This is a genomic window from Halomonas sp. JB37 (assembly GCF_002332255.1).
Classification (GTDB): domain Bacteria; phylum Pseudomonadota; class Gammaproteobacteria; order Pseudomonadales; family Halomonadaceae; genus Vreelandella; species Vreelandella casei.
Genome location: NZ_NRGW01000001.1, coordinates 3243454 through 3263977, shown reverse-complemented (window position 1 = coordinate 3263977; position 20524 = coordinate 3243454). Strand labels below are relative to the sequence as shown.

The 20524-nt window shown below is 50.4% G+C and carries 24 protein-coding genes and 1 riboswitch; of the genes, 17 read left to right on the top strand and 7 right to left on the bottom strand.

Annotated elements, in window-relative coordinates; translation table 11 throughout:
- Nucleotides 1–15: 15 nt before the first annotated feature.
- On the bottom strand, nt 16–699 hold the full coding sequence (gene tenA, locus CIK78_RS15215) for a thiaminase II (protein WP_096282410.1): 684 nt from the start codon (nt 697–699) through the stop codon (nt 16–18).
- Nucleotides 700–788: 89 nt separating this feature from the next.
- Nucleotides 789–952: riboswitch (TPP riboswitch) on the bottom strand.
- A 130-nt stretch (nt 953–1082) separates the two neighbouring features.
- Here tenA and CIK78_RS15210 point away from each other — a divergent pair.
- Nucleotides 1083–1685, top strand: a complete 603-nt coding sequence (locus tag CIK78_RS15210; protein ID WP_096281661.1) for a methyltransferase domain-containing protein — start codon at nt 1083–1085, stop codon at nt 1683–1685.
- Here the strand turns inward: CIK78_RS15210 and CIK78_RS15205 are convergent.
- Nucleotides 1682–1888 (bottom strand): site-specific integrase, encoded by a 207-nt coding sequence (locus CIK78_RS15205; protein ID WP_225734515.1) that lies wholly within the window; start codon nt 1886–1888, stop codon nt 1682–1684. The genes CIK78_RS15210 and CIK78_RS15205 overlap by 4 nt on opposite strands.
- 246 nt (nt 1889–2134) lie before the next feature.
- Between CIK78_RS15205 and CIK78_RS15195 the strand changes: the two genes are divergently transcribed.
- The 9 genes from CIK78_RS15195 to CIK78_RS15160 all read left to right on the top strand — a co-directional run bounded on the left by CIK78_RS15195 (nt 2135) and on the right by CIK78_RS15160 (nt 6992).
- On the top strand, nt 2135–2566 hold the full coding sequence (locus tag CIK78_RS15195; protein ID WP_096281655.1) for an acetyltransferase: 432 nt from the start codon (nt 2135–2137) through the stop codon (nt 2564–2566).
- A 101-nt stretch (nt 2567–2667) separates the two neighbouring features.
- Nucleotides 2668–3342, top strand: a complete 675-nt coding sequence (locus CIK78_RS15190; RefSeq protein WP_096281653.1) for a Cthe_2314 family HEPN domain-containing protein — start codon at nt 2668–2670, stop codon at nt 3340–3342.
- A gap of 120 nt (nt 3343–3462) precedes the next feature.
- Nucleotides 3463–3945, top strand: coding sequence for a shikimate kinase (locus CIK78_RS15185; protein WP_096281651.1), 483 nt, complete (start codon nt 3463–3465; stop codon nt 3943–3945).
- A gap of 133 nt (nt 3946–4078) precedes the next feature.
- Nucleotides 4079–4420, top strand: coding sequence for a GFA family protein (locus CIK78_RS15180; protein WP_096282409.1), 342 nt, complete (start codon nt 4079–4081; stop codon nt 4418–4420).
- Nucleotides 4421–4576: 156 nt separating this feature from the next.
- Nucleotides 4577–5176, top strand: coding sequence for a pentapeptide repeat-containing protein (locus tag CIK78_RS15175; RefSeq protein WP_096281649.1), 600 nt, complete (start codon nt 4577–4579; stop codon nt 5174–5176).
- Between the two features lie 80 nt (nt 5177–5256).
- A complete protein-coding gene (locus CIK78_RS15170) occupies nt 5257–5772 on the top strand; it encodes a GNAT family N-acetyltransferase (protein WP_096281647.1) in 516 nt (171 codons plus the stop codon).
- 55 nt (nt 5773–5827) lie between these two features.
- Complete coding sequence (locus tag CIK78_RS15165) at nt 5828–6343, top strand: hypothetical protein (protein WP_217990294.1); 516 nt, start codon at nt 5828–5830, stop codon at nt 6341–6343.
- A 92-nt stretch (nt 6344–6435) separates the two neighbouring features.
- Entirely contained in the window at nt 6436–6606 is a 171-nt protein-coding gene (locus tag CIK78_RS17895; protein WP_192536229.1) for a hypothetical protein, read from the top strand.
- A 71-nt stretch (nt 6607–6677) separates the two neighbouring features.
- Nucleotides 6678–6992: an antibiotic biosynthesis monooxygenase gene (locus tag CIK78_RS15160; RefSeq protein ID WP_096282407.1), complete on the top strand. Its 315-nt coding sequence runs from the start codon at nt 6678–6680 to the stop codon at nt 6990–6992.
- Between the two features lie 48 nt (nt 6993–7040).
- Here CIK78_RS15160 and modF read toward each other — a convergent pair whose 3' ends face one another.
- Nucleotides 7041–8525: a molybdate ABC transporter ATP-binding protein ModF gene (gene modF / locus CIK78_RS15155; RefSeq protein WP_096281645.1), complete on the bottom strand. Its 1485-nt coding sequence runs from the start codon at nt 8523–8525 to the stop codon at nt 7041–7043.
- A 141-nt stretch (nt 8526–8666) separates the two neighbouring features.
- The gene (gene ilvC / locus CIK78_RS15150; RefSeq protein WP_096281643.1) at nt 8667–10139 is read right to left on the bottom strand and encodes a ketol-acid reductoisomerase; all 1473 of its coding nucleotides are present in this window, start codon (nt 10137–10139) and stop codon (nt 8667–8669) included.
- Nucleotides 10140–10363: 224 nt separating this feature from the next.
- On the opposite strand from ilvC, the gene ilvY reads away from it, so the two are divergent.
- Entirely contained in the window at nt 10364–11242 is an 879-nt protein-coding gene (gene ilvY, locus CIK78_RS15145) for an HTH-type transcriptional activator IlvY (RefSeq protein ID WP_096281641.1), read from the top strand.
- Between the two features lie 110 nt (nt 11243–11352).
- On the opposite strand, the gene CIK78_RS17955 is transcribed toward ilvY, so the two are convergent.
- From CIK78_RS17955 to CIK78_RS15135, 3 genes are all read right to left on the bottom strand, one after another.
- Complete coding sequence (locus CIK78_RS17955) at nt 11353–11484, bottom strand: putative transporter small subunit (RefSeq protein WP_217990293.1); 132 nt, start codon at nt 11482–11484, stop codon at nt 11353–11355.
- Between the two features lie 73 nt (nt 11485–11557).
- Nucleotides 11558–13210: a sodium:solute symporter family protein gene (locus tag CIK78_RS15140; protein WP_096281639.1), complete on the bottom strand. Its 1653-nt coding sequence runs from the start codon at nt 13208–13210 to the stop codon at nt 11558–11560.
- A 429-nt stretch (nt 13211–13639) separates the two neighbouring features.
- Nucleotides 13640–14200, bottom strand: a complete 561-nt coding sequence (locus CIK78_RS15135) for a manganese efflux pump MntP family protein (protein WP_096281637.1) — start codon at nt 14198–14200, stop codon at nt 13640–13642.
- 589 nt (nt 14201–14789) lie between these two features.
- Here CIK78_RS15135 and CIK78_RS15130 point away from each other — a divergent pair.
- The 6 genes from CIK78_RS15130 to CIK78_RS15105 are packed head-to-tail and all read left to right on the top strand — an operon-like array spanning nt 14790 to nt 20521.
- On the top strand, nt 14790–15254 hold the full coding sequence (locus CIK78_RS15130; RefSeq protein ID WP_217990292.1) for an Lrp/AsnC family transcriptional regulator: 465 nt from the start codon (nt 14790–14792) through the stop codon (nt 15252–15254).
- Between the two features lie 43 nt (nt 15255–15297).
- The gene (locus CIK78_RS15125) at nt 15298–16905 is read left to right on the top strand and encodes an aminotransferase class V-fold PLP-dependent enzyme (protein WP_225734512.1); all 1608 of its coding nucleotides are present in this window, start codon (nt 15298–15300) and stop codon (nt 16903–16905) included.
- A complete protein-coding gene (locus CIK78_RS15120) occupies nt 16902–18368 on the top strand; it encodes an NAD(P)/FAD-dependent oxidoreductase (protein WP_096281634.1) in 1467 nt (488 codons plus the stop codon). The genes CIK78_RS15125 and CIK78_RS15120 overlap by 4 nt, the downstream gene beginning before the upstream one ends.
- Before the next feature lie 52 nt (nt 18369–18420).
- Nucleotides 18421–18915: a hypothetical protein gene (locus tag CIK78_RS15115; RefSeq protein ID WP_096281632.1), complete on the top strand. Its 495-nt coding sequence runs from the start codon at nt 18421–18423 to the stop codon at nt 18913–18915.
- Nucleotides 18912–19490, top strand: a complete 579-nt coding sequence (locus tag CIK78_RS15110) for a peroxidase-related enzyme (RefSeq protein ID WP_096281630.1) — start codon at nt 18912–18914, stop codon at nt 19488–19490. The genes CIK78_RS15115 and CIK78_RS15110 overlap by 4 nt, the downstream gene beginning before the upstream one ends.
- A 47-nt stretch (nt 19491–19537) precedes the next feature.
- Nucleotides 19538–20521 carry a TRAP transporter substrate-binding protein gene (locus CIK78_RS15105; protein WP_096281628.1) on the top strand — a complete coding sequence of 328 codons (984 nt, stop codon included), beginning with the start codon at nt 19538–19540 and terminating at the stop codon, nt 20519–20521.
- Nucleotides 20522–20524: the final 3 nt, after the last annotated feature.

The window sequence follows — 20524 nt, the reverse complement described above, 5'->3', positions numbered from 1 at the left end:
TGTTGTTGGGAAGGATTAGTGAGGCAGGTCTTCGTCTGTTAGCGACAGGCCCATCTGCCAGAAGTCGATTTCCAGGCGGGTAGCATCGCGGAAGATTTTGCTCAGCTCTTTAAAGCGGGCGGGCGACACATCGGCAAGGCGGGCGTTGAGCCATTCAAGCTCCGACTGCATAGCTGCCTGGAACTCCTCGCCTTCATACATGGCAATCCACGCATCAAACGGGTTTTGCGCGCCGCGCAGGGTGGAAGGCTTGGCGTTCAGCCAGTTGGCGATTTCGCCATAGCCCACTAAGCACGGGGCCAGCGCTACGTGCAGGTCAAGCAGGTCGCCGCGGTTGCCGGTATCCAATACATAGCGAGTGTAGGCCAGCGTCGCCCTGGCTTCGGGAAGCTCCGCCAGTTCTTGCTCAGAAATGCCCCACTCCTGACAAAAGCCCACGTGCAGGCCCAGCTCAACATCAACAATGGCTTTTAAGCCTTCGTGGGCTTGGCGAAGGTCGGCAAGGGTGGGGCTTTTATAAGCGGCCAGCGCATAGGCGCGGGCGAAGTGAATCAGAAACAGGTAATCCTGTTTCAGGTAGTGGCGAAACGACGCCTCGGCCAATGTGGCATTGCCCAGCTGGCGCACAAAATCGTGCTCAATATAGGCGCGCCAGTCTTGCTGGCAGGAGTTGGTAAGATCAGTAAAGCGGTAGCCCATGATGCCTCCGGTAATGGTGATCCGGAGGGTAGGCGAAAAAGATCGAGGAAATGGCGCGGAAAGGTGGCGTGCGATCGTAAGAGAGCTAGCCATGGCCATCGCTTGATCCCTACGCCGGTACCCGCGTCGCATCTCATATGAAATACAGCGCATTAGCCGGATCAGGTTCAGCGGGACCAGCGCTCGGCATCCTTAAAAAGGACATACCCTGCGCCATCTCAGCCGGATTTCACCGGCACCCCGTCAAGCTGTTCGTTAGCGGAGTGTATGAGGTAGATGGGAGTGATGCAAGGGAGTGAACGGTGGTGTTACGTGTTAATTTGAATCAATTATGACTATTACAACTCATCATCACGGCATGATGCGATCAGGAAGCACCGACATTGACCACTGTTAACAATACGAGCTGGGAAGCCTTTTATTGCGCCAATCAAACGCGAGCCGCCTCGCCGCTGTTACGGCGCGCTTTGGGGGATGAGTGCTTACCCATAGGCAACCGCCATGCTATCGATTTAGGATGTGGAGGCGGCATCGAAACCGCGCTGTTGCTGACGTCCGGTTGGAAGGTATTGGCAATAGACAATGAGCCCAATGCTATTGCGCGAGTCGAAACACTGAAAGCTGAATTACCCAGCGCTAAACTGAAGGTGATGACTTCGCGCTTCGAGGATTTGAAAGGCTTTCCATCGTCTGCCCTGGTCCACGCCGGGCTAAGCCTGCCGTTTTGCGAGCCAACGCACTTTCCCATACTGTGGGACATGATCCTTTCAGCGCTTGAGCCGGGAGGCTTATTTGTCGGGCACCTCTTTGGTAATCGGCACGATTGGGCCAAGCATCCAGGTATGAGCTTTCACTCGACGCAAGAAGTAGAAGCCCTTTGCGGCGGTTTAGAGATCAAGCTTTTTCGCGATAGTGAGGGAGAGGGCGGGCTGGTAAAGCACCACTGGCATCGATTTGATCTTATCTTGAGAAAGCCAGCAGTTTAGATGAAATGCCTGATTGATCCAGAAGCTGCCACATGCCTTTCAATTGCAAGGTGCTCCAGGAATTGCCTGACCTCTTCACCCGCCATCGTGGCAGGGTGGCGTATTCCATGAAAACGAATGAAGAAGCGAATCCAATAGCAATACGTCTTCTCAGTACGAAGGCTATAGCGTTTTACCCGCAAGGTAGCCCGGACCCTATCCATTAGCTTCATGGGGTATCCCTTTTTATTAATTTTAACGTGTATTTGTATACAGTATTATTGAGAATGGCAAATCGTGCCAGCACGCGAATTTTGGATAGGTAGCCAAAATTTTCTTTGCTCGCAATAGAATCAATGAGGTAGATTTGATCAGAGCGGCTAGATAACCTCAATGAACGCGCCAGCGCGTTCATTGAGGTTATCTAGCCGGGTATATAATCACTGTTAAATTTTCAATCGGGTTTAGTGATGAATATCGAGATCGTAGAAAAAGAAGATCACCTTAAGCTGATAGAAGTCTGGGAAGCATCTGTCAGAGCAACGCATGATTTTCTGGCTGAGGATGATCTACAAGAGTTAAAGCCACTAATTCTTGAGCATTATTTTGACGCCGTTGACTTAAGGTGCGCGAAGAATGCGCATGGTGAAATTCAGGGATTTTGCGGCGTCCATGACGGTAATATTGAGATGTTGTTCATCTCCCCTGATGCTCGAGGAAAAGGTATTGGAGCTTTACTGTCAGCTCATGCTATCAAGGAGCAAGGCGCATCAAAGGTCGATGTAAATGAGCAAAATGAGCAGGCGCTGGGTTTTTACCAACATATTGGCTTTAAAGTGATAGGTCGCTCACCAGTTGATGGTCAGGGTAAGCCATATCCACTGTTGCATATGGCGCTATAAAAATTTAACAAGGCCAGACACGGCGACGTCTTTTCCGTTGCGGCTTTGCCTTCACTACAAAGCCGCGCGTGCTGGCGGCGTTATGTTTTCAGGAGGGTTGTTTGACGCATCAAATATTTGAGTCGTTTTTAAGCGACCTAGAAACTCATAGAAATGACTCAGAAAAGACGGAAGTTGAGCAATATCACGTGGATTGCTGGGCTACGTGCAAGGCTGTAAAAACTTCATTGAAGAAGTTAGAGGTGGCAGAAGAATGCATAAGGCAATCGTATCGTTTTAGTCCAAACGAGCATGAAATAGCAGAGTATATAGAGTTCCACATTGAGAACTACTTGATTAGAAGTCGTTCTGTTTATGATCGCGCATTGATCTTTACAAACTATTTATGTGACATTCAAATGGCTAAAGACTCCGTTAGCCACGTATCGATCACTACCAATCGAAAAGTTGAGAAGCTCGGCCTGAATAGCGCATTGAAGAAAATCAATAAAGCTTGCGCAGTATATCGGCTCGAAAGGAATGGGGTTGTCCATCATGACAGATATTCCAATCAGGAGTTAGAGTGGGTAGACACAGCAAGGAAGGCTAAATTTATTTTGAATGGCGAAATTGAAAGTATCGGACTATCTGAAGAAGTAATAGAGCAAAACACTGCTGTCGTAATAATAAAGCACCTCGATAAGTTTTCTGAAAGCACAAGAAAAATTATCGAATCGGTCAACAGATTTTTAGACCTGGCCCTTCCTGTATATGAGGCGCATGCCAGGAAAACATAACAAACGGCTGCACCGGACAAATTTCCGCTGTCACCTTTTGTGCAAAGATACGCACAAAAGCCGCCATCAAAAATTTGCACGGTGAGCCGGGCGTTATGCCTAAATCAAGAACGGAGGCCCATGAGAAAAATAATCATTTTTGGAAACTCTGGTTCCGGGAAATCTACGTTAGCCCGAAAATTTAAAAACCAAGGACTAACCCATCTCGATTTAGATGCTTTAGCGTGGCTGCCTTCGAACCCGCCAGAACGACGACCGATAGGTCAGGTGTATGAGCAGATTCAGTCTTTCATTGGTGACAATAGAGAGTGGGTCGTAGAAGGCTGTTACGCTGACTTGCTTGAACTGGCAAAACCGTTTGCAAGCGAAGCAATATTTATGAATTTGCCAGTCCATCTTTGCCAGGAAAATGCGAGAAAAAGACCGTGGGAGCCTCATAAATACGAATCAAGAAAAGCACAAGATGACAATCTTCCCATGCTCCTTGATTGGATTGCGGGATATATGGAAAGAGATGACCCTCTTTCATACAGTGCGCATAACGCTCTTTTTAAAGGCTTTCAAGGCAGTAAGAAAGAGCTAACCTACAATGAAAATGCATAATAATAGGCTCAAAAAAGATGCTGAAAAGTGCACGTTTTAAAGCGACGTTAAAGATAAGAAGGGAGATCATCCGGTGGGGTTGAAAGGAAGCTGTTTGTGCAGCGAGATTGGTTACGAAATAGATTCCTTGGATATGCCGATCGTTCATTGTCATTGTCAGACGTGTCGCAAGGCGCACGCGGCCCCATATGCCTCAACGGCGGGTGTAAAACGTGAACATTTCCGCTGGCTCAAAGGTCTTGAGTCTCTTTCAACCTATGAATCATCACCTGGGAAGCTTCGTCATTTCTGTAGGCACTGTGGTTCTCACTTGGTGGCGGAAAGAATCGCGCAGCCACATGTTATTGTTCGAGTGGCCACGTTGGATGATGACCCTGAATTGAAGCCTGAAGCGCATATTTGGGTTTCACACGATGTGCCATGGCTTGAATACGACAATGTATGTAAGTACTTAGAATGGCAGAATAATGTGTAACAAGTTGATGTCTATGGCCGCCGGACGCAGCTGACGTGTCGCCACTATGCTCAGCGTCATGGTTCATGAAATAGCCAGGAGCGGCAACCGGCCGATTTCTCGCTGCCGCTCCAAACCAGTGACTAAGCCCAAGTATTAAGCTATTCAGAGGATACGATGACAGCATTAAAAAATAGCGAGCATTATTTCGACGTTTCTTTTGAGAAGCTTTCGTTACCTGATAAACACTATATCAGCATCGAATTCGAAGGTTGCCGGTTCTCCGATTGTGATTTCTCAGCATCTAAATTTCAGAACTGTAAGTTCACTAGCTGTACATTTGATCGTTGTAATCTCAGCTTGGTTGATTTTTCAAATACAAAGCTATTTGAGCTTGATTTTCAAGATAGTAAGCTGGTTGGAGTTGATTGGACAAAAGCGACGTGGTCAGCTTTCCACTTAGATTTTGAGCTGAGTTTTAAGCGCTGTATTTTAAATGACTCGTCTTTCTTTGGTCTTACCTTGAGTGAGTTGGTTTTTGATGATTGTAAGTTACATGATGTGGATTTTCGTGAAGGTAGTTTTGTTAGTTCGAAAATGACAGATAGTGATTTCAGTCGTAGTGTGTTTATGAGAACAAATTTGCAAGAAGTCGATTTTAGCGAGTCCACGGCGTATACCATTAATATACTAGAAAATAATGTCAAAAAGGCTAAGTTTTCACGATATGAAGCGTTAAGCTTGTTAGAAGTCTTAGGTGTTGAGTTGGTTGATTAATAGTCTAAAGCTGTTTTAGTAGAAGCGGTCTGAATTGCCCCAGCTTTCTTAAACTTGGCGTTATGCCCTAAGGCCATACTATGGATGAATTCAAGATCAGTGTATTAACGCCAGAAGATTGGGTTTTATACAAAACAGTCAGGTTGAAGTCTTTAAGGGATTCGCCGGACTCGTTTGGGGCCACTTATGAGCAGGAAGCCGTATTATCAGATGCGCAGTGGCAGTTACGCCTAGACCTTCAATCGCGAGCTCTAAATGCGCTTCCACTTATCGTACAGATTGGCGACCTGCCCGTCGGTCTTGCTTGGGGCGTGATACATAAGCCTGATGTGGCAACGGCGCATATCTATCAAATGTGGGTTTCGCCAGCGCTAAGAGGAAAGGGCATCGCAACATCTCTTCTGCGGGCAATTAAAGCGTGGGCAATTGACCAAGGGTGTCATCTATTAGCGCTTGCCGTGACGATAGGCAACGAAGACGCCGTTAACTTATATGAATCGTCTGGTTTTATCGCAACAGGGCAGCTTGAAGCGTTGAGAGTCGGTTCGGCGCTTTGCGTACAGCCAATGGTGATGCAGCTGGGTAGCGCGGTATAGCCTAACGCTGGGGACTATAAACAACATGATGAGAGTGCTGCTATCGATATGCCTAATGCTGGCCACTCCCGCCGTTTTAGCGCAGGAAACGGACCTTTCCCCCAAAACAAAGCCAGTGCCGGCCATTGCGCAGGCTGATTGGGAAGCGTATCGGGATGACTATCAGCAAAGCCCTTTGTGCGATCAGGAAGAGGCCACGCTGTGGAGCTGTGAAGCGGATAAGCGTATATTTTCGCTCTGCTCGTCGCCTGTGGTAAACCGGACGTCTGGCTATATGCAGTACCGCGCGTCACGCAACGGCCAAGTTGAGTTTGTTTATCCATCTGAAAAAAGGCCGCCGCTGGGATTTTTCAGCTACTACGCCGCGAGTAACGGTGACGCCTCCATCGAGTTTTCAAATGGCGGCTACGATTACAGGCTGCTTGACCCGCTCAGAACATATTCTTCCATATCGGTAACGGGGCCTCCTCCAGCAGGGCGAGGTAGCGAGATTGAGTGCGACGGTAACCAAACTCTTCAGCTCAACTACACTATGCGCCTCATGTATGATTCAGGCCTTTGGGAACGCTAAATGTTTAGTGTTTAATAGCGCGAATCACGCCACACACCAGCTGAGCGACGTTAGTCGCCCAGGTTTCAATCGTTATATATCGGGTACATGTCATGTCGAAGAAAGTAGTGATGTTTGAATACGAAAAAGAAACCAAAAATAGCGTGCGCTACAAGGAAGTGCCTGATGAAGGAACGGCGCCTATCGTGGGTACGCTGTACGTTCAGAAATGGTTTGCTGGCGACAGTAAAACTATTGAGATAACGATAGATAAAAAAGACTAATAGAGCATCCAACGATGGCTGTGGAGCAGGTTAAGAAAGCGGTGGACGTCACAACATTTCCAGAGGACGCAATGTCAATTGCCAACACCCCCAGCCCACCTTATTACGCGGTCATTTTCAGCTCTGTGCGCACCGAGCAAGATAATGGCTACGGGGCAATGGCTGACAGAATGCTCGCGCTTGCCTCCCAGCAGAAAGGGTTTCTGGGCATTGAGTCTGCGCGTGAGGCGGTGGGTATCACCGTCTCGTACTGGGCAAGCGAGGAAGCCATCAAGCGCTGGAAGCAGAACGCTGAGCATCTTGAAGCCCAGCGCTTGGGCCACAAAGCGTGGTACTCAACGTTTAAAGTTCGGGTGGCCAAGGTGGAGCGGGATTATGGCATTTAAGCGCTCAATCATGAGCGCTGTTGCTGGTGCGCATCGCTTAACTCTGCGCTAGTGATTCTTTTCCAAGCCTAAGTAATGCTCTATGCCCGTTATCTGGTCTTCCGCGTGGTGGTTGACGTAAAGCACCGTGGTTTCGAAGCCTTGGCAGATTTTTTCGATCAGAGCCAGGACGAGTTGGCGGTTCATTTCGTCCAGGCCAAGGCAGGGTTCGTCTAGAATCAGCAGGGGCGGATGTTTGACCATCGCGCGGGCGATGAGTAGCAGGCGCTGGTCGCCGTAAGAAAGCTTGTTAAACGGCTGGTCGGCGCGCTCTGTCATGCCCAGTAGCGCAAGCCACTGGTCGGCAATTTTTTTCTGGCTGTCGGTGGGCTTGGTGTACATGCCGATGCTGTCGTAGAAGCCAGAAATAATCACGTTTTTGCAGCTGGTGCTAACTCGGTATTCCCATTGCAGGTTAGTGGATACATAGCCGATAAACTGTTTAATCTGCCAGATGCTTTCGCCGTTACCGCGCTGGAATCCAAACACAAAAATATCGTTGGTATAGCACTGCGGATGATCGCCGGTGATCAACGACAACACACAGGTTTTGCCGCTACCGTTAGGCCCACTCAACTGCCAATGCTGGCCCCGTTCTATGGTCCAATCGAGCTTATCAACAATCACGGTGTCGCCGTATTGGATCGTCGCCTGCGTAAGCTTTACCAATGGCTGGCTTGGATCGAGAGCCGGTAGCTTATGGGTAGGGTCGGCCTCTGGCACGCTTAGGTCGGTGGTTTTCAAATGCAGCAACTGGTAGAGCTCATTAAAGGCGGCTTCGTCTTGACGATCTACCGTGAGCGCTAGGCGCCCTTGGTCGCCAGTCTTTTTACCTTTTCTATTGTCCGCGCTTTTTTTATCTAGATAGGCCACGTGCGTGATGAAATCCGGCATTTCATCAAAGCGATTCAGCACCATGACCATAGGAACGGTGTCGATAATAGAGGCGAGATGTGCTTGCAGCATGGCCAGCGTGGCCACATCTAGGCCATCGAACGGCTCGTCTAAAATAAGTAAATCCGGCTTGTTGGCCAGTGCACGAATCAGCATGACTTTACGCGTTTCGCCGGTGGAAAGTTTGCGAAACGCGCGATCGAGTAGCGTTGTCAGCCCGAACTTTTCTACCAGTTCGCTGGCGATTTGATGATCTTGGCAATGGTCGAAAATCATTTCACTGACGGGCGTGCCGAGTGAAATGACGTCCATAATATCGGCGTCGTCTTTTTTGAGCTCTTGAGCGATAAGTTCCGCCTGGGCTTCAAAAGAGACGATGCCCACGTTGCTGGGAAGCCCTTGAATACTTCCTCCCGTAATGTCGCCAATGCCCGCTAGCGCAGCCGCCAGGGCAGACTTTCCCGCGCCATTGGTGCCCGTAATCACCCAGTGTTGATCTGGCGTAATGGTCCAATCAATCTCGCTTAGCGTGAAGCGATCATCAAAGCTAACCGTCGCTTTTGTTAAGCGGATAGTGCCTGGGCGGATTAATGGATCCATTACTGTCTTCCTTACACTGTTCGATAGAAGTTGTTTAAGCACAGAAGAGTCAAAAAAGCCGAGCATATCGTGATGATAGCTCGGCTTTTTTTTGGCGGTTTAGATTTTGATAACCTGAACGCCTATCGCTTAATCAGGCGATTAAACGATTTTTTTCATGTCAGCCATGTAGCCACGCAGAACCGAGCCAACGGCTTCGACGGGATGTGAACGAAGGGCAGCGTTAACTTCGATCAAGCGAGCGTTATCCACACCGTTGTCGTCTAAAGAAAGTCCTTTACCGATCACGTCGGATTTAATGCCTTTCATAAAGTCTGCCAACAGCGGTACGCAGGCGTGGTTGTAGAGGTAGCAGCCGTATTCTGCGGTATCAGAGATCGTCGCGTTCATTTCGTAGAGCTTCTTACGCGCGATGGTGTTGGCGATGAGCGGCGTTTCGTGCAGAGACTCATAGTAAGCCGATTCAGCAACGATGCCCGCCGCTGTCATGGTTTCGAACGCAAGCTCAACGCCGGCTTTAACCATGGCGACCATCAAAATACCGTTGTCGAAGAACTCTTGTTCAGAGATTTCTACATCGCCAGCCGGGGTTTTCTCGAAGTTCGTTTCAGCGGTATCGGCACGCCACTGCAGTAGATTTTTGTCATCATTGCCCCAGTCTTCCATCATTGTATGAGAGAAGTGGCCACTGATGATGTCGTCTTGATGCTTGTTGTACAGCGGGCGCATGATGTCTTTTAACTCTTCAGAAAGATCAAACGCTTTGATCTTCGCTGGGTTAGAAAGACGATCTAGCATGTTCGTCACGCCGCCGTACTTCAGCGCTTCGGTGACGGTTTCCCAGCCGAATTGGATCAAGCGAGACGCGTAGCCTGCATCGATACCTTCTTCGATCATTTTGTCGAAGCACAGCAGAGAGCCCGTTTGCAGCATGCCGCAAAGGATCGTTTGCTCGCCCATCAAGTCGGATTTAACTTCCGCGATGAAAGACGACATCAACACGCCCGCCTTGTGGCCGCCAGTACCTACCGCGTAGGCTTTTGCCAGCGCCAGGCCTTCACCTTTAGGGTCGTTGGCTTCGTGAACAGCGATCAGGGTAGGAACACCGAAACCACGCACGTATTCAGCGCGAACTTCAGAGCCTGGGCACTTCGGTGCCACCATGATGACGGTTAAGTCTTCGCGCACTTTCATGCCTTCTTCTACGATGTTGAAACCGTGAGAGTAAGACAGGCAGGCGTCTTTCTTCATCAGCGGCATCACCGCTGTCACAACCGACGTGTGCTGCTTGTCGGGTGTCAGGTTCAAAACAACGTCTGCGGTGGGGATTAACTCTTCATAAGTGCCCACCACAAAACCGTTTTCAGAGGCGTTTTTCCAAGACTGACGCTTTTGCTCAATGGCTTCAGGGCGCAGTGCGTAAGAAACGTCTAGGCCGCTGTCGCGCAAGTTCAAACCTTGGTTAAGGCCCTGTGCACCACAGCCGATCACTACCATTTTTTTGCCTTTTAGTGCTTCGACGCCATCAGCAAACTCAGCGCTGTGCATGAAGCGGCATTGCGCTAGCTGAGCCAATTGCTCGCGTAGCGGTAAGGTATTGAAATAGTTAGCCATCGTTAACATCCTAATGTTTGGTGAGCATAATATTGATATAAAAAATCGCTGTAAGACACGCCGATACTTTGAATTCGGTATTAAAAATGCATGACATGGCCGCTCAAGATGGAGCTCAGCGCCATGTGAATAAGGCTAATCTATACAAAAGTGACTATTTCTTAAATTGATATATTTGCAATAACACGTCCCGTTTTATGCAATGACGAGATAGAATGACACCTATGAATTTTAAAACCTTAAAACAATTCCTCGCCTTGGCAGAAACACTGCATTTCGGGCGCGCCAGCGATGAGTGCCATATCAGCATTTCTGCGCTGTCGCGTAACATTCGTCATTTAGAAGACGAGCTGGGGGTGTCGCTGTTTAATCGCGACAATCGAACCGTGGCGTTGACCCAGGAAGGCCAAAAATTTCTTAAATACGCGCGCGATACCAGCAGCCAGTGGAACTTGATCCGCCATGAGTTAACCGATAATTCTGATCAGTTAAGCGGTGAAATCAGCTTGTATGGTTCCGTCACCGCTAGCTACAGCTTTCTTTATGAGCTGCTGCGCCGCTTTCGTATTGCCTATCCTGCGATTGAAATAAAGCTGCGTACGGGGGATCCAGAGCACGCGATTGCGCATGTTTTAGATGGTAAAGAGGATCTCAGTATTGCGGCTCAGCCTGCAAACTTAGCGCGAGGCCTGGCATTTAAACCTATTGCGACGTCGCCATTGCTGTTTATTGCGCCGCTTGAGCAGCAGGTGCCAAATGTGCCCATGAATTCCCCAACGGCAACGGAGGAGTGGGCAAGCATCCCGATGATTTTATCTGAAAGCGGTGTTTCAAGAGCGCGTGTAGACGAATGGTTTCGCCAACGAGATATCGCCCCGCGCATTTATGCACAGGTCACCGGTAATGAGGCGATTGTGAGTATGGTGAGCTTGGGCTTTGGGATTGGCGTGGTGCCAAAAATTGTGCTTGATAACAGCCCATTGATGGATCGTATCCGGGTGCTCGACGTGACGCCTGAGCTGGAACCCTACGATATTGGCTTGTTTACGTTAAAGAAAAACTTAAAGAACCCGCTGGTTGATGCATTTTGGAGCTTGATGTAGACCTAGTCATGGACCTGAAGTAGAGACAGACCTATAAGACGCGGCAGTCCCTTGCCGTGCCTTGCCCCCTTACTGCTTAAAACGGTGCTAACCGTTTTTTAATCGTTATTTCACACCAGTTCGCGTTTATCGCGTCGCGCTACGCGAATGTCGTTAACGGTGGCAATGCCGATGATCGCGAAAATGGCGAGGGAGATTAACGGCCAGATGAGTACATATAGCGCCAATACTAAGGTTTGCATATTCACTCCTATTGTCTAGCGGGTGCGCTATTGCACACCCGTTAATGAAAGTGGTTCTTGCGATGCGAAGGCCTTAAGCCTGAACAGCAGGCTTGACCGGATCGTAGTTAATGACGTCCTGGTTAATCTGCGCGAAGTCGAACTTGCTGGAGCTCAGCAGGCTGACGCCGATACACACAAGGGTGCTGACGCCATAAGCCATTAACGAGGCTAGTAATACCGTGTAGTCGCGCAGGAAGCCGAAACAGAAGTAGGCGAGCACGATGGTGCAGAGGGCACCGAAGACCACACCGACCCGACGACCGCAGAAGCCAAAGGCCATCAGACCCAGCACCACACCACCGCCCACGGCGGCCAGTAACTCAAACAGCCCAGCGGTGACGCCGACCATTGGCACTAGTTCAAAGCGGGCGACGCAGAACATCACCAGGCCCGCGATGACCGCGGAGGTGAAGGCCTTATTAGTCACTCGGTCCCAGAAACAGCTGGCGATAACGGGAAATACAATGGCACCCCAGAGCGCGCCGACAAACACCAGCATGATCAGAATATCCATCGAGAAGCTGGCCAGAATCACGCCGATCAACGTGGCAATGATCATCGTCAGCCTGCCAATAAACAGCATCTTGGTGGGATCAGGTTTGTTTTTGGCGATATTCTTGCCGTACACATCGGCCATCACAATGGCGGACATGGCGGAAAGGTCAGAGTCGGCGGTGGAAGAGAGCGAACCGATAACGAGAATAAAGAACAGCCCAATAAATACCGGTGACAGATACATCGACACCATTTGCGGTATCAGGTTGTTCATATCGCCATCGATGGGCTCCATGCCGGTCATCAGTGCCATCAAACCAATCATGCCCAGGCCGATAACGATCGCGCCGTAGCCAATCGTCGCGGTGATAAAGGTCGGTTTGATATGGTCTTCACGCACCGCGAATAGCCGCTGGGAAATAGTCTGGTTGCCAATAGCGTAGGCCAACACGGCGACGAAGAAGGGCGCACCCTGATTGAGAATCGCGTCCATCGAGAACAGATTTGCCTGCTCTGGCGTCAGTAGGCTCATTCCATCGGATAGCGTTTGCGGGCCACCGAGTGCGAACATGACTGCTGGAATGATCAGGATGGCGACGGCCATCATCGCCATTAGCTGGGCAAAGTCGGTGAGCACCGATGCGCGAAACCCGGACCATAGCGTGTAAGAAAGTACGCCGACACCGGCAATCACAACGCCTGCTTGGAACGACAGCGGCGAGAGTACTGAGACCAGCGCACCCGACGCCGTGAAATTGACCATCAGACTAATGATACTGCCCAGAATATTAGAAGAGGCGAGGATTAGCTGGCTGGAAGAACCATGCCGTGCATGAATCAGCTCGCCTAAGGTGTGCGCATTGGGAGCCAGCTTGCGAAAGCGACGCCCAAACGGGTAGATGAACAGAATCATCAGCGCGCCCCATAGCCCGTAATGCAAGGGGCCTGAAATGCCGTAGGTATAGCCCGAGGTAGCGGCACCATAGAAGGATGCTGCCCATATCCAAGTGGCGGTCATACTGGCGGCGCCTAGGCCAAAACCGATTTGATGGTTGGACACCATGAAGGCGTCGGTATTTTCCTTTTTCTTTTTGATTAGCAAGGTCAGCAGATAAGTGCCGCCATAAAAGGCCGCCAATAAGGCGAGCACGGTCAGTGTAGAGAACTGATAGAAACTTTCTTCGTTCATTGAATACCCATAGGCTTTGCAGCCTTAGCATCCTTTATAGCAACCCACACTCCATTCACGGAGCGGTCGCCACAGGAAGTAAGCAAAAAACAGAACATCTTTCTAGTTATGTCTGTAGCGAGATGAGACTGCGGTTAGCCGTCTGGTAAAGCAATATCCGACGTTGGAGACGCCGTCGTAAGGGGGCCAGATCAATACCATCATTAAGCCGCCATAAGGCGCAGGAGGTATCGAGCAGGTGGCATACCCTACTCCTTAAAGCCTGAACAGTACAGGTTGGCGCCCTGGTGGGGCCGGTGTTTAAGGGGCGGGAGTGATGGGGGGGTGGTCGCGCAGATGCCTATCTAAAGGCTGGTTAGGTCGGCTATCGTTGGCGATAGCTGACCTTTATGTGGCGTGCAATGCAGGGTCTAGGCGTGCTGAAAAGATCTAAAAAATGGCGGTGTGCTGTGCCAGTACCGCCAGCCCAATCCCAATCAATACAATACCGCCGATTAACTCTGCCCAATGGCCAACAAACTTACCAAGCCGGTGGCCCAGCAGCGTGCCCATTGAAGCCATGATTGTTGTGGCCAGACCAATGGCAAAGCTAGTAGCGATAATGTTGGCATCGATAAAGGCAAGGCTTGCGCCGACCGCCATCGCATCAATGCTGGTCGCGGTGGCGGTGATGACTAATAGCCAGAGTGTTTGCTTGCGATGCTCTACTTTGCCGTCCTTTTTGAGCCCGGCGTAAATCATATGCAGGCCAATCACCGAAAGCAGGGTGAATGCCACCCAGTGATCCCAGGCTTGCACATACTGCTGCGATGCCTTTCCCGCCGCCCAGCCGAGCACCGGCGTGATGGCTTCAATGATGCCAAAGACTAAGCCAATACCGATCGCATGGCGAAAAGTGGGCTTCTTAAGTTCTGTGCCTTTGCTGATGGAGGCAGCGAAAGCATCCGCTGACATTGATACGGCCAGGAACAGCAGGGTGATCGGTGTCATAACTTAAAAACTCTTTCTGAGTAGGCGCTTTAGCAATAGAAACTCAAGCAATAGAAACGCTAGCTGAAACAAATGACTGCGTATATCTACTGACGAGTATGGCGATAGAGCCATACCTGAGTGCAAAAGTCGGGTATTCAATAGCGATGAATCCTAGCATGCTTTAATGATTAAAAAAGTGTAATGATTAAAAATAAAGTTTGTAATGGCGAACTAACATAGCCTTTGCTAACAATGTATGTGGTAGCTGATTATGTTGTATTTTTAAAGCTAAAGGGTGGGGTTGCCTATTCAATAGATTTTTTTGGTTAGCTTATACTATTTTATGATTTTGAGTTTGGCTGATTTTTAGTGTTTTATTAACGCTGGTTTTTAACGCTTATATTCAATTGGTGAGAAGCATTGATAATATGCTGTCTACAAAGTTTTCCTGATTTTATAAAGAGTGTGATTGCCCCACCAGACTTTATATAATTCCATTATTTGCTTTTTTATCGACGGGATGGCAGAGGAATTTATTTTCCTTGACGGAGCAATATTTTGAATATATAAAAAATTATTCTAATAATTTTATCTGAAGGGAAATAAATTGCTTATTGATCGCTTTGATTTAAAAATTCTTGAACAGCTTCAGCATGATGATAGTCTTTCTATTGCCCAGCTAGCAGAAGGGATTGGGTTGTCGGTAACCCCGTGCTGGCGAAGAATACAGCGGTTAGAGAAAGACGGGTTTATAGAAAAAAGAATTGCCGTTCTCAATCCTGAGAAGCTAAATCTTCGCCTTGTTGTGTTTGTCATGATTAAAACAGACAAACATAACCAAGCCTGGCTAGATACATTTCAGGAAGCTGTTCAGTCTTTTCCTGAAATTATGGAAGTTAATCGTTTGGCCGGTGAGTATGATTATTTGCTTAAGGTCATTACACGCGATAATCAGTCTTTCGACGCCTTTTATAAAAGGCTAATTTCGACAGTAGAGTTAAGCAATGTCACATCATGTTTTTCAATGGAACAAGTCAAAAAAACCACCGAGCTGCCTCTCGGGCAATTCTAGTGAGTGGGTAGCGTTTCTTCGCGATGACGTGATAGGCGAAGGCATGTCTATTCCTACCGCGTTTGGCATGCGCCCGCTGCTTTATGCTGATTACACGGCTTCAGGGCGTGCGTTAGGCTTTGTTGAAAACGCCGTTTACCAGCAGCTGCTGCCGTTTTATGCCAATACGCACACCGAAACTTCTTATACCGGAAAAGTCACCACCCGCTATCGCGAGTCAGCCCGCCAAGCGGTGGCCCAAGCTGTTGGGGCTAATGACAACTATGCGGTGCTGTTTGCAGGTGCCGGGGCAACGGCAGCGATTGATCGCTGCTGTGAAATTTTAGAGTTACAGCAGCGGGGGGATACGTCGAGTGACGTTAGGCCGGTGATTTTTATCGGGCCTTACGAGCATCATTCCAACGATCTTATCTGGCGAGAATGCGATGCCGACTTGGTACGTATTTCGCTAGGCCAAGATGGCCTTATACGCCTGGACGAACTAGAGGCGCAGCTAAAACGCTACGTTGACCGGCCGCTAAAAATTGCCGCGTTTTCGGCAGCCTCTAACGTAACCGGCATCAAAACGGACGTTTCGGCTATCGCCACGCTGGTGCATCGTTACGATGGGCTGGCGCTTTTTGACTATGCCGCCAGCGGCCCTTACGTCGATATTAATGTGGCGGGCACCGGCAAAAATGATCACTTAGACGCGGTTTTTGTCTCGCCGCATAAGTTCGTAGGTGGGCCGGGTAGTTCCGGCGTCTTGGTGATTAGAAAGGCGCTGTGCCGTAATGCCATCCCCTCGGTTGCAGGCGGCGGCACGGTGTCTTATGTCACCGCGACGGAACACCGCTATGTGAGCGATATTCAACGCCGGGAGGAGGGCGGCACCCCGGATATATTAGGCAACATCCGAGCGGGCCTTGCCTTTCGCGTTAAATCGCTGGTTGGTGTGGATTACATTGAAGCGCAGGAAAAAGCCATGATAGCGATGGCCATGGCGCGCTGGTCAACGCTTGATAACTTAACGCTTTTGGGGCCGGTGGATGCGCCGCGGCTGTCTATTTTCTCTTTTAACGTTCGCGCCGGGCAGCGTGACATTCACCACAATCTCATTGTTGCCATGCTCAATGACCTGTTTGGCATTCAGGCAAGAGGCGGCTGTTCGTGTGCAGGCCCTTATGGTCATGAGCTGCTTTCAATTGATGCGGACACGGCGTTAGAGCACGAACGCTTAGTCCAAAAAGGTCGAAGCTTATATCGTCCAGGCTGGGTAAGACTCGGATTTCATTTCTTTTTTAGCAATGAGTCGGCTAACTATGTAATATCTGCCGTCGAGTTTATTACACGTTACGCGGCGGTATTAATGAAGCTCTACACCGTCGATGAAAAATCCGGTGTTTGGAGCGTTCGCCAACACTTGGTGGAAAATCAGCCCAGCATGCCAGCGATATGTCTGGACGCGCTTTTCACCCAGGCGAGCCCTGCATCAGACGCCACGTTCGAAGAAGGCGAGGATTACTTCGCTAAGGCACGGGATATTGTTGCGTTGGCAGAACAGGCCGACCTGCCCGCAAGCACTGCTAGCTCAGATGTACCTATCCGTTGGTTTTGGTGGCCTCATGAAGCAGACAAGGCTAGGCAGTCCCAGATTGAGATGACGCAATGACAGTAACTTCTTCCCCCTCACAGGTTGGCGCTGGTCTTGAAGCGCTTAATGAACGCGTCCGCTATGACTTGGCGTGTTTAAACCTGCCCCGTGAAAACTGGGTGCCTAGCCGAGCCGCTCACGATGGCCGACATATTTATGATGTCGTCATCATAGGCGGCGGGCAGTGCGGTATGGTCGCAGCGTTTGCACTGTTAGCTGCGGGTATTCGCAATATTCGTGTCTTCGATCGAAATGCTGCGGGTCTTGAAGGACCATGGATGAACTATGCGCGGATGGAAACGCTACGTTCGCCTAAAACGCTACCTGGCCCTAGCTATGGATTCGCGTCGCTGACATTTCGCGCCTGGCATGAAGCTCAGTTCGGTAACGAGGCATGGGAAGCACTGGATAAAATCCCCCGCCCCATGTGGATGGACTATTTATGCTGGTATCGTCAGGTGCTGGCACTGCCGATCGATAATAACGTTAACGTTGAGCATGTTAAGCCAGAAGGCGATTTATTAAGCCTTGAACTTTCGGGTACCGGTGCCCGCAGCGGGTCGGTGCTGACCCGTAAACTCATCATGGCGACCGGGCGTGAAGGCACCGGCGCACCCAAAATTCCGGGTTTTGTGGCCACCTTGCCTGAGCGGGTGTGGGCGCATACCGCAGATGATATCGACTTTACTGCGTTAAAAGGCAAGCGGGTTATTGTCGTAGGCGTGGGCGCGTCGGCCATTGATAATGCCGCCGAAGCGCTGGAGAACGGCGCGCAATCGGTGCGCTTTCTGATTCGCCGTCCGCAAATGCCCACCGTCAATAAAATGATGGGTATCGGTTCGTTTGGCTTCACTCAAGGCTATGCCGGCTTGAGCGACGACTGGCGCTGGCGCTTTATGCACTACTCCTTTATTACCCAGACCCCGCCACCGCGTGGCTCTACCTTGCGCGTTAGCCGCCATGACAACGCCTATTTTCATTTTGACTGCGGTGTCCGTTCAACGCGAATAGACGGCGATGACGTTGTGCTCGAAACACAGCAGGGCGAGGTTCGCGGCGACTTTCTGATTATGGGAACTGGGTTTGAAGTCGACCCTTTGGCACGCACTGAATTAGCGGGTTACGCCGACCGTATTCTGCTATGGCGCGACTGCTATCAGCCGCCGCGCGAGCTTGAGGATGACGAGCTGGGTAAATTCCCGTATGTCGGGCGCGACTTCGCTTTTCAAGAACGTGAGCCTGGTTCAGCGCCATGGTTACGCCACATACACTGCTTCAACTACGGTGCGTCCGTCAGTCTTGGCAAAGTAAGTGGCGATATCCCGGGCATTAGCGAGGGAGCCAGCTGGCTGGTTAACGCCATCGCTGCGTGTTTTTACCAGCAAGACGTTGAGCGCCACTGGCAGCAGTTTCAGGACTATGACACCCCGGAACTCCTGGGCGACGAGTGGCAGGCATCGCCGCTGCCGTCACCGTTATAAAGCGGTTCCCTTTGATAAGAAGCGCTTGGCTGATCCGTTTAAGGACATAAAAATGACAAATGTAATAGAAGCAGCGGCCAATGTGCCGAGTACCGGCCCCCTCGCTGACGCGTTAGGGATGCGTAGCAAGCTGATGGACTTGACGCAGGCCTCTTATAAAGCCGCCCTGTTGCCCAGCGACCCAGGTGGGCTGGCGCTTGAAACCAGGGCAGTGTTTGCCTGCCGGATGGCGAAAGTGTGCCAGCAAGAGGGGCTAACGCGCCACTATGCCGAGCTGCTGTCCAGCTACGGCAGCGAAGCCGACCCGCTGAGCTTGGCAACGACGGACAGCCACCCACCGGCAAGTGAGCCGCGTCTCGCTGCCATGGTGAGCTATGTAGATTTAGTCACTCGCTCACCCAAAGATGCCAGCGAAAGCGATATTGAACGGCTGCGTAAAGCGGATATCAATGAATCGGACATTGTGCGCTTAGCCGGGCTGGTCGCCTTTGTTAATTATCAGCTGCGAGTTGCCGCTGTGTTAAGTGTCATGGGAGAAGCGCAATGAGCCGCGTTATTCATAAGTTTACGACGCGTGTCCCTACGTGGCGCCCCCATGTCACGCCGATTGATTATGAGCAGGCGACGCCCGCCCAGCGCGAAGCGCTGAAGGAAACGCCCTCTAATACCAAGATATCCGATTACGTGCTGGTGTTGGCACACGACCCGGAGTCGCTGCGCATTCGCACCTCGCTGTTCAACGGCATTATGTACGACAAGGGTGGCCTTGCCCGCGAAGAGCGTGAACTGGGCGCGGTGGCTGCGTCTGTGGTCAATCGCTGCATATATTGTGCTGCTGTTCATGCCCAGCGTTACAATAATATTGTCGGCGATGATCGGGTCATGGGGGATATCTTCCTGCGTGGCAAAGAGGCCGATCTTGACCCGCGCACGCGCGCTATTTTGAAATTCGGTATGCGTCTTTCCGAATGTCCTCCCAACGTCACCCAAGAAGATATTGGAAGTCTGAAAGAGGTGGGTTTAAACGATCAAGAAATCTTGGATTTAACGCTTTCAACGACGCTGTTTGGATGGGCCAACCGCCTAATGCACACGCTCGGCGAGCCGGTATCGGGCAAGTAGCCATACGGCCTTTTTGCTAACCATATATCGACAAAGGAATCTCCACGATGACCCGCACTCTCTCAAGCATTGCCCTATTAAGCGCGGCGGCCCTGTTGACCGCAACGCCAGCATTGGCAGAAACGCTGCGCCTTGGTACCGTCGTCACCGCGCCCCATCCCTGGGTTGATGCGGCGGAAGCCTTTAAAACAGAAGTCGAAGAAGCTACCGATGGCCGTGTGAAAGTACAAATTTTTCAAGGTGGGCAGCTGGGCAACGACCAAACCATGGTCGACGAAATACGCATTGGCACGACCGACATGATTATTGGCGGGGTCATGAATGTTTCGCCCTATATTCCTGATTTCGAGATCTTCAGCCTCAACTATTTGTTTGATGATATGGACGACTTTCGCGCAGCCACATCGTCTGATTCTCCTGTCTATGCGTATTTCGACAATGCCATGAGCGAGTCTGGCGTTGGTTTGAAACTGCTTAGCTTAACCGGCGGCGGTACGCGCAACTTAAGCAGCAATGTGGGGCCGATTGTTGAGCCTTCCGACCTTGAAGGCGTCAAAATGCGCGTTACCGGCTCACGCCTTGACGCAGAAATGTGGCAAGCGGCGGGGGCGTTGACTACCTCGCTCCCCTGGACAGAAATCTACACGGGTATGCAAACCGGCGTCGTCGGTGCCTTTGAAAGCACTATCAGCGGCTACTTCTCAAGCCGACTCTACGAAGTCGCCCCGTATCATGCCAAAACCGAGCATCAGATCATGATGAGCCACATCTCTATCAGCGAGAACCGCTTTAATCGTTTCTCAGAAGAAGATCAGGCCATTATTCTCGACGCGGCGCAGCACGCGGGTGAGTACGGAACGGAAAAAGGCGTTGAGTATGATGCCGAAGTCATTCAGCAGTTTGCAGACCTGGGTGTAACGGTAACGGAGGTCGACAAGCAGGCCTTTATTGATCAAATCGTTCCTCTTCATGACCAGTTTGCTCAAGAGCGCGATTTGACCGAACTGCTTGAAACGATTCGTAATCTTTAAGCC

Bases quoted from the DNA above. Each gene is read 5' to 3' on its own strand.
- CIK78_RS15110 (WP_096281630.1), top strand. From the start codon at position 18,912: ATGAGCCGCGTTATTCATAAGTTTACGACGCGTGTCCCTACGTGGCGC.
- CIK78_RS15140 (WP_096281639.1), bottom strand. From the start codon at position 13,210: ATGAACGAAGAAAGTTTCTATCAGTTCTCTACACTGACCGTGCTCGCC.
- CIK78_RS15170 (WP_096281647.1), top strand. From the start codon at position 5,257: ATGGATGAATTCAAGATCAGTGTATTAACGCCAGAAGATTGGGTTTTA.
- CIK78_RS15165 (WP_217990294.1), top strand. From the start codon at position 5,828: ATGCTGGCCACTCCCGCCGTTTTAGCGCAGGAAACGGACCTTTCCCCC.
- CIK78_RS15185 (WP_096281651.1), top strand. From the start codon at position 3,463: ATGAGAAAAATAATCATTTTTGGAAACTCTGGTTCCGGGAAATCTACG.
- CIK78_RS15105 (WP_096281628.1), top strand. From the start codon at position 19,538: ATGACCCGCACTCTCTCAAGCATTGCCCTATTAAGCGCGGCGGCCCTG.
- CIK78_RS15175 (WP_096281649.1), top strand. From the start codon at position 4,577: ATGACAGCATTAAAAAATAGCGAGCATTATTTCGACGTTTCTTTTGAG.
- tenA (WP_096282410.1), bottom strand. From the start codon at position 699: ATGGGCTACCGCTTTACTGATCTTACCAACTCCTGCCAGCAAGACTGG.
- modF (WP_096281645.1), bottom strand. From the start codon at position 8,525: ATGGATCCATTAATCCGCCCAGGCACTATCCGCTTAACAAAAGCGACG.
- CIK78_RS17895 (WP_192536229.1), top strand. From the start codon at position 6,436: ATGTCGAAGAAAGTAGTGATGTTTGAATACGAAAAAGAAACCAAAAAT.
- ilvY (WP_096281641.1), top strand. From the start codon at position 10,364: ATGAATTTTAAAACCTTAAAACAATTCCTCGCCTTGGCAGAAACACTG.
- CIK78_RS15160 (WP_096282407.1), top strand. From the start codon at position 6,678: ATGTCAATTGCCAACACCCCCAGCCCACCTTATTACGCGGTCATTTTC.
- CIK78_RS15120 (WP_096281634.1), top strand. From the start codon at position 16,902: ATGACAGTAACTTCTTCCCCCTCACAGGTTGGCGCTGGTCTTGAAGCG.
- CIK78_RS17955 (WP_217990293.1), bottom strand. From the start codon at position 11,484: ATGCAAACCTTAGTATTGGCGCTATATGTACTCATCTGGCCGTTAATC.
- ilvC (WP_096281643.1), bottom strand. From the start codon at position 10,139: ATGGCTAACTATTTCAATACCTTACCGCTACGCGAGCAATTGGCTCAG.
- CIK78_RS15180 (WP_096282409.1), top strand. From the start codon at position 4,079: ATGCCGATCGTTCATTGTCATTGTCAGACGTGTCGCAAGGCGCACGCG.
- CIK78_RS15205 (WP_225734515.1), bottom strand. From the start codon at position 1,888: ATGGATAGGGTCCGGGCTACCTTGCGGGTAAAACGCTATAGCCTTCGT.
- CIK78_RS15115 (WP_096281632.1), top strand. From the start codon at position 18,421: ATGACAAATGTAATAGAAGCAGCGGCCAATGTGCCGAGTACCGGCCCC.
- CIK78_RS15195 (WP_096281655.1), top strand. From the start codon at position 2,135: ATGAATATCGAGATCGTAGAAAAAGAAGATCACCTTAAGCTGATAGAA.
- CIK78_RS15125 (WP_225734512.1), top strand. From the start codon at position 15,298: ATGTCTATTCCTACCGCGTTTGGCATGCGCCCGCTGCTTTATGCTGAT.
- CIK78_RS15135 (WP_096281637.1), bottom strand. From the start codon at position 14,200: ATGACACCGATCACCCTGCTGTTCCTGGCCGTATCAATGTCAGCGGAT.